Origin of the sequence: Acinetobacter sp. HZNU-JH01 (genome assembly GCF_037996845.1) — a bacterium.
Classification (GTDB): domain Bacteria; phylum Pseudomonadota; class Gammaproteobacteria; order Pseudomonadales; family Moraxellaceae; genus Acinetobacter; species Acinetobacter haemolyticus.
Genome location: NZ_JBBMZX010000001.1, coordinates 2811696 through 2822563, shown reverse-complemented (window position 1 = coordinate 2822563; position 10868 = coordinate 2811696). Strand labels below are relative to the sequence as shown.

At 35.4% G+C, this 10868-nt stretch carries 8 protein-coding genes and 2 pseudogenes; 7 read left to right on the top strand and 3 right to left on the bottom strand.

Going from position 1 to position 10868, the window contains the following annotated elements; translation table 11 throughout:
• Positions 1-328: 328 nt before the first annotated feature.
• The 3 genes and pseudogenes from AAC851_RS13340 (at position 329) to AAC851_RS13330 (ending at position 3518) form a co-directional block, all read left to right on the top strand.
• Entirely contained in the window at positions 329-1318 is a 990-nt protein-coding gene (locus AAC851_RS13340; protein WP_340600951.1) for an isopenicillin N synthase family dioxygenase, read from the top strand.
• 23 nt (positions 1319-1341) lie between these two features.
• Complete coding sequence (locus AAC851_RS13335; RefSeq protein WP_340600950.1) at positions 1342-2433, top strand: hypothetical protein; 1092 nt, start codon at positions 1342-1344, stop codon at positions 2431-2433.
• Between the two features lie 62 nt (positions 2434-2495).
• Positions 2496-3518: pseudogene (locus AAC851_RS13330) on the top strand (BMP family ABC transporter substrate-binding protein).
• Positions 3519-3584: 66 nt separating this feature from the next.
• Here the strand turns inward: AAC851_RS13330 and AAC851_RS13325 are convergent.
• Positions 3585-4511, bottom strand: a complete 927-nt coding sequence (locus AAC851_RS13325) for a LysR family transcriptional regulator (protein WP_340600949.1) — start codon at positions 4509-4511, stop codon at positions 3585-3587.
• A gap of 301 nt (positions 4512-4812) precedes the next feature.
• On the opposite strand from AAC851_RS13325, the gene AAC851_RS13320 reads away from it, so the two are divergent.
• Genes AAC851_RS13320 through AAC851_RS13305 form a run of 4 tightly spaced genes read left to right on the top strand, consistent with a single transcriptional unit; the run spans position 4813 to position 8909 of the window.
• Entirely contained in the window at positions 4813-5787 is a 975-nt protein-coding gene (locus AAC851_RS13320) for an isopenicillin N synthase family dioxygenase (protein WP_340600948.1), read from the top strand.
• A 14-nt stretch (positions 5788-5801) separates the two neighbouring features.
• Positions 5802-6755: an isopenicillin N synthase family dioxygenase gene (locus AAC851_RS13315; RefSeq protein ID WP_340600947.1), complete on the top strand. Its 954-nt coding sequence runs from the start codon at positions 5802-5804 to the stop codon at positions 6753-6755.
• Positions 6756-6771: 16 nt separating this feature from the next.
• Positions 6772-7563: an outer membrane protein OmpK gene (locus AAC851_RS13310; RefSeq protein ID WP_340600946.1), complete on the top strand. Its 792-nt coding sequence runs from the start codon at positions 6772-6774 to the stop codon at positions 7561-7563.
• A 17-nt stretch (positions 7564-7580) separates the two neighbouring features.
• Complete coding sequence (locus tag AAC851_RS13305) at positions 7581-8909, top strand: nucleobase:cation symporter-2 family protein (protein ID WP_340600945.1); 1329 nt, start codon at positions 7581-7583, stop codon at positions 8907-8909.
• Positions 8910-9136: 227 nt separating this feature from the next.
• Here AAC851_RS13305 and AAC851_RS13300 read toward each other — a convergent pair.
• Both AAC851_RS13300 and AAC851_RS13295 read right to left on the bottom strand, forming a co-directional pair.
• Positions 9137-9449, bottom strand: a pseudogene (locus AAC851_RS13300) (DEAD/DEAH box helicase); the annotation flags it as partial.
• A 114-nt stretch (positions 9450-9563) separates the two neighbouring features.
• On the bottom strand, positions 9564-10823 hold the full coding sequence (locus tag AAC851_RS13295) for a hypothetical protein (protein ID WP_340600944.1): 1260 nt from the start codon (positions 10821-10823) through the stop codon (positions 9564-9566).
• Positions 10824-10868: the final 45 nt, after the last annotated feature.

Genomic DNA, 10868 nt, shown 5'->3' with positions numbered 1-10868 from the left:
GTACATTACACTTTAATTAAGATGACACGCCTCAGCACCTAGTGCACAAGCCAACCAAGATCTTCCAACACCAGTCGGCCCCCGATATGATTAGTCCTCTTTAATTAGCCATTTTATCTAACTAAAAGGTGTCTACAAAATCAGGAGCTATTCACCTCTAAATTTAACACTATGATTACCACACACATAGGATTGTTATGCAAAATTAATCTGTATTCTACTAAAAAATTGAGCGATGCCTTTTTGGCATCAACTTGAGCTAGATTCTCTGCTATGCAGTACCTCTATTAACAATTAATTTGATCTTAAAGCTTAAGGAGATCAAATAATGTTGATTTATACCCCACCTTCTACACCCAAGAGCATTCCACTCATAGATCTAAGCGACAGCTTTTCTGACAATTTAGAAAAAAGAAAATCGGTCGCTTGGGAAATACATAAAGCATGTCGAACAACGGGTTTTTTCTATATTAAAAACCACGGTATACCTAATGAAGTATTAGAAAAACAATTGGCAATAACGAAAGCGTTTTTTGATCTTCCACTTGAAGATAAACTTGCTATCGATTTTAAAAACTCTTCATGTATGCGTGGCTATGAACCAATGGCTGTACAAACACTTGATGAAGGTTCACCACCTGACTTAAAAGAAGGTTTTATGTCGGGCAAAAATCTCGCAGCTGAACATCCTTATGTTCAAAAAGGTTATCCGCAGCATGGGCAAAATCAATGGCCTCAACAAGCACCTGAGGTTCAACTACAGACTGAAGCCTATATTCAAGAAACCTTAAAACTAGGTAAACACCTCGCAGGGTTATTGGCTTTATCCCTAGGGCTTGATGAAAACTATTTTGAAAAAGGATATGAAGAAGCAGTCATTATTACGCGTTTACTCCATTATCCGCCTCAATCTGAAAAAATCATTAATAATCAGTTAGGTTGTGGTGCACATACAGATTGGGGACTTTTAACCCTGCTGCTTCAGGATGAAGTCGGTGGATTAGAAGTTCGTAATAGTGATGGTGAGTGGATTCGTGCACCACATATCCCTGATACCTTCATCGTTAATTTAGGTGATTTAGTCCAATTCATGACAAATGGTCTTTATCTATCGACCATGCATCGAGTCTTTAATCATAAGGCTGGCGTATCACGCTACTCAGTACCAACTTTCTTTGATCTTGATTATGAATACAAAATCAAAACCTTAGAAAATTTGGGGGATGAATTTAAATCCGATGCAAAAGAAATGACAGTAGGTGAATATTTAGCCTATATGTATCAAAAAACATATGCATCTAAAAAAGAAGCTGTTTAATTAATTTTATTGGTATTAAAAATATGAAAAAAATGTTCCCATTAGGCTGCGCAGGTTTAGGCATACAAAACTCATCCAAATTTAATCCTGTTAGCTTAGATGAGCCAACTATTTTAGAACAATTTGAATTACTTAAAGATGCTGCGGTGTTTGACTTTATTGATCGAATCCCTCTCGAAGACAGTCAAATTGATTCATACATTAAAGCAAGTCAACTCACTAATATTCCTATTCATTCTGGATGTGGGTTATATGTTATTGGCAAAGATGAAGAAGCTTTTAAAAATGACATTAATCGCAGTTCAGCTGTCGGTGCAAAATTTCATAACTGTATGATTTGGGCAAAACATGCAGATGGGCACTATGTTACAAATGATGAAGTTGCAAAAACATATATCGAATTTTACTCATATGCGCAAAGCAAAGGGGTTTCTATTACTCTAGAATGCCACGTTGACAATTGGTCTGAAGATTACCGTCGTGTAATTCCTGTTGCTGATCTCGTTGAAAAAGAAGGTGTACCTTTTGAATTTGCAATGGATTATAGTCACTGTATTTTTAAAATTGAGAATGAAAATGAATTGGCTGTTTCACAATTTCGCAATGATCCAGAAGCAGCTCGAAAATTAGATCCTTTTAATCATGATAGTTTTGCTGATGATTGGTTAAACCGAAACTTAGTTACATGGGCTCAAATTAGACCTGCTGTACCCAATAATCCTGTCAATTGGTGGGCATTTGAGACCGGACCTTACTATGGTTTAGGCACCAATAGACCCGGCCGAGGTATTCAATATCCGTTTAATCAGCCTAGTGATGGTGAATGGCATACGGATACTTGGCATGCATATAAATTAGCACCAACCAAAGAAGTAATTCGCAAGACAATCGATAGCTATCTAAATAATCCAGATTCGAAGATTCAATTGATGACCGTAGATAACATTAATCTGGAATCTTACGGATTGAACTGGAAATATAATATGTTCGGTGATAGTTGTAGTGTAGCTAAATATATACGCGAAATTTATGCTGAAAGATTAGCAGTTTTTATGGCAAAAAAGTCCACAAATACATCTGAAAATGCAAACACCCAATTAGGGGTTTTAGCATGAAAAAAAGTCTTTCTCTAAACTACTATTGTTTAAAAACCAGTCTTGTAAGTGCTTTTCTTCTACTGAGTACCGGCACTGCTTATGCAAATGAAAAAGCAGCTTTTGTGTATGTTGCACATAAAAATGATTATGGCTGGTCATATTCTCATGATATTGGGCGGCTCAAAGCTGAAAAAGCTTTGAATGGAAAATTTAAAACGTCATTCATTGAAAATATACCTGATAACGCTGAGTCAGAACGCACTTATCGAAGCCTTGCTTAACAAGGGAATAAAGTAATTTTTGCAACTACATTCGGATATATGAATACGATTGAAAAAGTTGCGAAACAATTTCCTAACACTATTTTTATGCATACATCTGGATATAAAACTGCAAAAAATGTTGGTGTATACGACATAAGAACCTATGAAGGCTCATATCTACAGGGAGTATTAGCAGGCTATAAAACGAAGACAAATATTATAGGGGTTGTTGCTCCCTTTCCTATTCCAGAAGCGATTAGAGATATCAATGCTTATACACTAGGTGCCCAATCAGTAAACTCAAACATCAAAACCAAAGTTGTGTGGATCAATACTTGGTTTGACCCCGGAAAAGAGCGTGAAGCTGCTTTAGCATTAATATCTCAAAAGGCAGATGTATTATCTCAAGTGACAAATTCACCCGCTGTTGCTCAGGCTGCTCAAGAAAAAGGAAAATATGCCTTTGGATGGAACTCAAATATGAGTAAATTTGCCCCAAAAGCTCATTTAGCAGCTTCCGTCCTACATTGGGAAAAAATATATACTCCTGTTTTACAAAGTGTTGCGAATAAAAAATGGAAATCTGGCGCCTTATGGTATGGCATAAAAGAAGGAGCTATTGATCTTCAAAATTTTGGCCCTATGGTCAATATGGATGAAAAAAATAAAGTTTTGGCAGTTCGCAATAATATTCGTAATGGTAAATATGTTGTCTTTAGTGGTCCAATTTATAATCAAAATGGCTCATTAATTCTAGAGAAAGGTAAACACTTATCTGATAAACAACTTATGACAATGAATTACTTTGTTAAGGGTGTAGATTCCCCCTATCCTAAATAATAAATCAAAAGCCTTCACTATTGATTTAGTTAAGGCTTTACCACTAATTTTATCAACTTAACAATTCTAACCCTCTGCTCTCGATAAAATTTCTTCTGCAAACATTCTTGCTAATGTATCTGTAGCAGCAGAAAGAAAATGCCCCTTTCGTGCATACAAACCTAGATCACAGTAAACTCCATTATTATCATTTAAAGGGATATATTTCAGACGTTGATCAATAATTTCATTTTCTAGACCAAAAATAGTCTGAAAACCCACGCCTTTATTTCTGAGAATTAATTGCTTGGTTAACTCTAATGAACCTGTTTGCATTTTAAACTTAGGAATTGAATGTTGTTCGTGTAGAAATAAAGGTGCTAATTGTTGATAAATAGATAGGTTGGGCTTTGGCATGATTAAGTCATAGTCTAAACACTGATGAAATGACACGGTTTCATACTGTGCCAATGGATGATCAATCGCTACGATTGCACCGAGTTTGAAATGTGATATGGCGATTTGGTGTAAGTCATTATGTTTTGGCAAAGCAAATGCCAAGCCTAAATCAACCCGACTTTCAATAATTTCGTTTGGAATATCCTTTGATCCTAAAATAGTTACGCCAACTGTGACATTGGGATATTTTTGCTGAAACTTTTCAATCACTTCAGGTAATAAATTAATAACAAGAGTTTCTACACTCGCAATCTCTACATGTCCTTTATATAGCCCTTTAAGTGAATCTAATTCGTTTTTTAAGCGCTTCGTATCTCTCAAAACTAAGCTGACATGTCTGGAAAATAATTCTCCAGCATGCGTCAGTACCATCCCTGTTGGGATTCTATTAAATAGTGGTGTACCAACCTCATCTTCTAATTTTAAAATTTGACGGTTTACCGCAGAAGACACAACATTTAACTGTCGTGCTGCTTCCCTAATTGAACCACATCGACGAACTGCATCAAAATAGTGAATTGCTGCAGAATGAAACCTAAGGCCACGTGTACTCATTTTAACACCACTTCCTCTGCCAACATATAAATTCAAAGTGATTAACAAATTGAATTGAATCATTGAAATAGAAGCAAAAAACTTGCCACAAACACACTTATAAATGCCTTACTCAGGTGGACTGTTTTTCGTACACCTTGTTGCCTTTTCTGCAACACTTCTAGAAAAATAAAAATAAATAATTGTTAATTAAAAAAATTATTAAAGCTCTCATTTTGGCATCACCTTGCTCGATATTCAGTGCTATGCAACTGGAGGAATATTTTATAAACATAATGAAAACATTGTTGTAGGTAAACCCATGTCTTCATTCGAACAAAATCCATTTGCATTATCTATTCCTCTAATTGATATCTCCAACTTGAACAATAGTGATGTAAACCTACGTAAAGAAGTTGCATTGAATATACGAAAGGCCTGTCTTGATAAAGGCTTTTTTTACATTGTCGGTCATGGTGTATCCAAGACATTACGTCAGAAAGTTTTTGAATATTCAAAAGCATTTTTTGATCTGCCTTTTGAAGACAAAGAACGATACTCCATCACCGCATCGCAGGCAAACCGTGGGTATGAACCGCTCAAAGCACAAACACTAGAAGCCAATTCACCACCAGATATCAAAGAAGGTTTTTATATTGGCAAAGAACGTGCCGAAGACGACCCATTCGTTCTTCAGAAGTCATTTAATCAAGGTCCAAATCAATGGCCAGATATTGAGGGTTTCAGGGCAGTTATGGAGGAATATCAACACCAAATGATCCAAGTTTCCGAATCTTTAATGCGTGCCATTGCATTATCACTCAATCTAGATGAAAGCTACTTTGACGAATTCTGCAAGGATGCAGACTTAGTAACCTTAAGACTTTTACATTACCCTCCGCAGCCTAAAAATGCCCAACCGAATGAAAAAGGCTGTGGCGCTCATACCGATTTTGGAGGGTTAACACTATTACTGCAAGATCATAATCAAGGCTTACAAGTCTGGGATCAAGCACAAAATCAATGGATATGGGCAGAACCCATAGAAGACAGCTACGTCGTGAACTTGGGTGATTTAATGTCTATGTGGACCAATAATACGTATACCTCAACGTTACATCGGGTTATCAACATCTCTGGTCAAGAACGTTATTCCGTTCCTTTCTTCTACAGTGGGAATCATCGTTATCAAATTCAATGCATCGAAGAATGCATATCCAACGATGAACAAGCACTATATCCACCAATCAGCGTAGAACAGCATTATAGAAATATGTTTTCAAAAACATATATTTAAAACTGGGGAAAGCTATGAAAAAATTACCTGTAATCAATATCACACCTCTTTACGATGTCTCTCACCCAGAATATGCCAAAGTTTGTCACCAGATAGATCAAGCGTGCCGTGAATGGGGATTCTTCTATATTTCAGGATATAAAGCCAACCAACTGCCATACGTTTATGATCTTGCAAAGCAATTTTTCAGTAAGCCGTTACTTGAAAAACTACAACTAGATATTCAAAAAAATAAGAATACTCATCGAGGATATGGCGCATTAGGTGTTGAACAACTCAACCCTGACTTGCCAGAAGATTTTAAAGAAATTTTCGATATGGGCGTTCATCTTGATCACAATCATCCTGATGTCGTTAATCAAGAGCCACTGCGTGGACCCAATGTCTATCCAAATATAGAGAATTGGGAAACAGTCATGCAAGGTTATTTTGATGAAATGCTGGAATTAGCGAAAGTTTTATTAAATGCAATGTCTCACGCTATTGGTTTACCACAAAACTATTTTGAGCACTGCTTAAAAGATAGCCTGTGCTTTTTTCGTCTCATCCATTATCCACCAACCTTAGATAATACGGATAAAGCATCATTTAATGCTGGAACACATACAGATTATGGCTGTGTCACAATCCTTGCACAGGATGAGATCGGTGGTTTACAAGTCCAAGATGTCCATGGTCAATGGATTGATGCTCCGCCCATTCCAGATACTTACGTCATTAACATTGGTGACATGATGGCACGCTGGTCTAATGATACCTATAAATCTACTCCCCATCGAGTTTCAAGTCCAAAGGGCAAGCAGCGTTTTTCTTTCCCTTTCTTTATTCAACCCAGTCCGCACACAGTGATCCAGTGCTTACCTAACTGCTTTAGCCATTCAAATCCAGCAAAGTACTCTCCAATTACAAGCATGGAATATCTGCAATCACGCTTTAGTGCAACTTATAAACATCGTGCAGATGTCTAAGGAAAGGAGAAAATTTATGAAAAAATTAAGTGCTTTATTACTTGGATGTTCATTAGCAAGCTCATATACCTTTGCAGCAGAAACGCCTTGGCTGAATTGGCAATCCAATAGTGTCTCCGTACTCTATGGAAAAGGTTTTGAAGTAGAACCTGATACCCATGAAACTTTGACCTTTGAACATACCAGTAATTGGAAATGGGGCGATATATTCCTATTCGTTGATACGTATTGGTTTGCGGGAGAAAAAACAGCATCTCAAGGTAACAATGCTATTTATACAGAAATAGCACCACGCTTTTCGCTTGGAAAAATCACAGGCAAAGATCTAAGTTTTGGTCCTGTCAAAGACGTGCTAATTGCCACGAGTTTTGACTGGAGTGTTCAAGATAAAGATGGTTATGACCATATGTATACCTATCTAGTTGGACCTGGTTTTGATTTGAATTTTAAAGGTTTTGACTATTTCACTCTAAACGTTTATTACCGCATACCTGATGATGGTGATACCGCTAATGGGCAATGGCAAATCACCCCCGTATGGTCTTATACCATTCCGTTCTTAAACTCATCGGTCATCTTTGATGGTTACATTGATTGGGTTGTAAATGCTAAAGGCAACAACTCTTCCGATTTCCACTTTAATCCACAAATTAAATATGACTTAAGCCCTCATTTTGGATTAGCTCCGAAGAAATTAGCAGCTGGGATTGAATATGATTATTGGAAAAATAAATTCTTAATTAAAGATTCTCCATATTTTAAGACAAATCAAAGCGCAACTAGCTTTATTGTGAAATATACATTCTAAAATAAGGAGATATGAATATGACGAATAAAAATAGTTCCCTTCCTTTAAAAACACCTTCCATGATTTTTTTAAGTCTCCAACATGTTCTCGTGATGTATGCTGGCGCAGTATCAATTCCTTTAATTGTTGGTGGTGCATTAGGTCTAAGTACAGCTGAAATTGCATTTTTGATTACTGCTGATTTATTTGTATGTGGTATTGCCACACTGATACAAACCATTGGTTTTAAAAATGTGGGGATACGACTCCCAGTTATGATGGGAGTGACTTTTACTGCCGTAGGACCGATGATTGCAATTGGAACAAATCCTGATATGGGGCTTCTCAGTATCTTTGGAGCGACCATTGTTGCAGGTATTTTCGGTTTTTTAGTATCACCTTTTGTCGGCAAATTAATACGTTTCTTCCCTCCTGTGGTTACAGGTACTCAAATCTTGGTTATCGGTTTATCTTTGATCGGTATTGCTGGTACTTGGGCTGCTGGTGGATATGGTGTAAAAGACTTTGGTAATCCTTTATATCTCTCTATTGCTGCATGCGTTTTATTCACAATTATTGTGATTAGTCGATATGTTAAAGGTTTTTTTGGAAATATTTCCGTATTGATTGGCTTAATCATTGGCTATGTAATTGCTGCTTTTTCTGGCCTGATTAGTCTAGATAAAATCGATGATAGTCCATGGCTAGGTTGGGTAATGCCATTTCACTTTGGTATGCCTGAATTCAATTTTTGGGCAATCCTTGCAATGTGTGTTGTGATGCTAGTGATCTTTATTGAGACTACTGGCATGTTTATGGCTGTTGGAGAAGTTGTTGATGAAGAAATAAATGAAGAAAAGCTAACTAGAGGTTTCAAGGCTGACAGCTTGGGTACGATGATTGGTGGTATTTTCAATATTTTTCCATACACCTCATACGCACAAAATATTGGTCTACTTTCAATTACAGGTGTTAAGAATCGTAGTGTATGCGCTCTAGCTGGTGTATTCTTAATCGTATTGGGACTCTTCCCTAAATTAGCTTATTTTGTGGCATCTATTCCTTCATGTGTATTAGGTGGTGCAGCTTTGTTTATGTTTGGTATGGTCACATCAAATGGGATCAAGGTATTACAGCGTGTCGACTTTGAGAATGTTAACAATCTATACGTAATTGCAATAAGCACAAGTATAGGAATGCTTCCAGTATTTTCACCAACTATTTTTTCGAATTTACCAGCATCCCTTTCACCGTTATTAAACAGCCCAATACTACTTACGGCATTCTGTGCTGTTACGTTAAATGTCATCCTCAATCGTAAAAGTGAATCAATGAAGTGTGCTGATGAACAACTTAAAGGTGCTTAGTTAGCTCTAAAAATAAAATTAATACAAATTTGTATTCTCTATATCTGTCCCGTCCTAAAATAGATTGGCAGTCTTTCATTTAAAGTCGAGTTAAGCAATTAGCTCGGTTTTTTCTTTGTCTGCATTATTTTATTACGGACTGGCCGACTCGGAATAGGAATGAGTGGTAGAATTGCGCAGGAATATGCAAGTTGCGCACATTTAAACACTTAAGATATATTTCATGATTCAGTTTTTTCTTTCAGATCATCGATTTGGGCATAAAAATGCTTTTTGAAATTATAGCTACCACGATAAGGCTTTCTGACTGGGTAAAACCCACGCTAAAACTCAAAACTATTTTCTTGTTTTGATTCCTCTGCTACTTTGAACTCTGCAAACTAATCACTTTGGAATGCTTGTTTACGAGCAAGCTGAAATAGTCGATTAAGCACACGCGAAACAGCCAATGACAATTGAAATTGACTACGATGTAATTGAATAAGCGTAAAGCTACGCTCATTCAATAATGAACTTAGTTAAATACGCTCTTAGTTGAATTTACCCAATCCAATAGTGGCATAACAACACTGAATCAATAAAAATTGACTCAATCTTAGCAAAAATAGTGGTATCAATGAAAGTTTTAAGATTTAAAACATATACATTAATAATTTAATCATCTACATCATATTCCACAGCATTTAACCAACTGGATAAAATTTGTTTTGGTGTTAATTTTTCCCATTTTTCAGCATTCCCTATAATATGGGCACTGACAAATTGCTCAAATTCAGATTGCTCCCAAGATAACGGTAAAGGTTTTGAATAATGCTGATCGGGGCTTTTATGCTCCATACGAGAAATAAAATAGCCTATATTTTTGGTAAAAAGCTTATTTTTATTAAACTTTAAAGAGTCATGTTCAGAAACACTTATTTTATAAAGAGTAGATGTAGTGTAAGTTGCTTGATAATTAAAAATATTATAGATTTGCTCCAAATTATATTTGTCAACTATTCTTAAAAATTCAAACTCAAGGGCATTGTTTTTGAGTAGAGGTATCTTATTCTCATTACAAACAAATTCTGCGAGTTTATATATTTCAGAAACTCTCATATTGAATAAGAATTTTTCTATATTTTTGATATCCTCAAGCTTTAATTTATGGCTCTGAATATCACTAAATAGTTCTATAAACCAATCGTTAATATTTTCAAATCGAGTAGGAATCAATATTTCAGTATGATATTCAAAGTTAACTTGTAAAAAATTAAAGATTTCCTCACTTAAAGAACTATCAAAAATATTTTTATTGGATCGATATATTGTTCCTAAATTATTTTTTCTATTTATAAAATCCATATTACTATCACGATTAAAAATAAAACCTTTTTCAATCAAAGCCTCTAAACTAGCATGACAGGAATAACCACTAAGAACATTTGAAAAATACCATCTCCCTCCTGGGCGAAAGTATTTGATATTATTTTCGATTAATAAATATAAGTGTATTTTCTCTAAATAATTTAACTCTTTCTTTTGAGTTAAATTAGGTTCTGATAAACTAAAATTATTTTTATAATATTCTAGCGTATCCAACGCATATTTTATATATTTTTTATTAGCGCACTCAGTGCATATTTTATCAAAACTACTTATTCTATCAATATAATAATTAAAATCGGTTCTAACATGAAAATTACGTATATCATAACATTTACCGCAGTCCTTCAATCTACTTACCTGTAAAAAACCAATTTTACCGACTTCTTTCGTTAACATTGTAGGTGATTGAATATTATGCTTCGTAAATACCTCTTTAGCAGTTAATGCAAATTTCTTTTTTTCACCAAATTGCCAGTAATCCTGCAATAACTCAGATACGCCGACCTCTTCTGAAATTATATCGAACTTAAGTTTCTCTTCTTTCATTCTTACAGTATCCTGAATTTAGAATAGTATATTGACATAGTACAC